The following is a 1,127-nucleotide window of genomic DNA, read 5'->3' as shown; positions in this document are numbered from 1 at the left end:
ACTTTAACAGCTGCTATCTCTGCAGTATTAACTAAAGTACACGGTGGTGAAGTTAAAGATTTCGCACAAATCGATAATGCTCCTGAAGAGCGTGAGCGTGGTATTACAATCAATACTTCTCACATCGAGTACGATACAGAAGTTCGTCACTACGCACACGTAGATTGTCCTGGTCACGCCGATTACATCAAAAACATGATCACCGGTGCTGCACAAATGGATGGCGCTATCTTAGTAGTTGCTGCTACAGATGGTCCTATGCCACAAACACGTGAGCACATCTTGTTATCACGTCAGGTTGGTGTTCCATATATCATCGTATTCATGAACAAATGTGATGTTGTAGATGACGAAGAATTACTAGAATTAGTAGAAATGGAAATTCGTGAACTTCTTTCTGAATATGACTTCCCAGGTGATGATTTACCGGTAATTCAAGGTTCAGCTTTAGGCGCTCTTCAAGGCGACGAAAAGTGGGAAGCAAAAATCATCGAACTTGCTGATCAATTAGATAACTACATTCCAGAGCCAGAGCGTGCAATCGACGGAGCATTCATCATGCCTATCGAAGATGTATTCTCAATTGCTGGTCGTGGTACTGTTGTTACTGGTCGTGTTGAACGCGGTATCATCAAAATTGGTGAAGAAGTAGAAGTTGTTGGTATCCGTGATACTCAAAAATCTACTTGTACTGGTGTTGAAATGTTCCGTAAGCTTCTAGACGAAGGTCGTGCTGGCGAGAACTGTGGTGTACTTTTACGTGGTCTTAAGCGTGAAGATGTTGAACGTGGTCAAGTATTATGTAAGCCTGGTTCAATTTCACCTCATACAAAATTCGAATCAGAAGTATACGTGTTAAGTAAAGATGAAGGTGGTCGTCATACACCATTCTTTAAAGGATACCGTCCACAGTTTTACTTCCGTACAACAGATATCACAGGTGCTGTAGAGCTTCCTGAAGGTGTTGAAATGGTAATGCCTGGCGACAACTTGAAATTTGTTGTAGAGCTAATCAACCCAGTAGCGATGGATGAAGGTTTACGCTTCGCTATCCGTGAAGGTGGTCGTACTGTTGGTGCTGGTGTTGTATCTAAAATCATCGCATAATTGCAGATTTTAGTTCTCAC

The 1,127-nt window shown here is 42.0% G+C and carries 1 protein-coding gene; it reads left to right on the top strand.

From position 1 onward, the window contains the following. On the top strand, window positions 1-1,107 hold a 1,107-nt coding region (tuf, locus tag H4J76_RS19455), incomplete at its 5' end, for an elongation factor Tu (protein ID WP_182218777.1). Window positions 1,108-1,127: the final 20 nt, after the last annotated feature.

This window comes from Colwellia sp. BRX9-1 (genome assembly GCF_014077195.1).
GTDB lineage: Bacteria > Pseudomonadota > Gammaproteobacteria > Enterobacterales > Alteromonadaceae > Colwellia_A.
The sequence above is the reverse complement of the archived record's forward strand: the minus strand, read 5'-3'. Positions and strand labels throughout refer to the sequence as shown.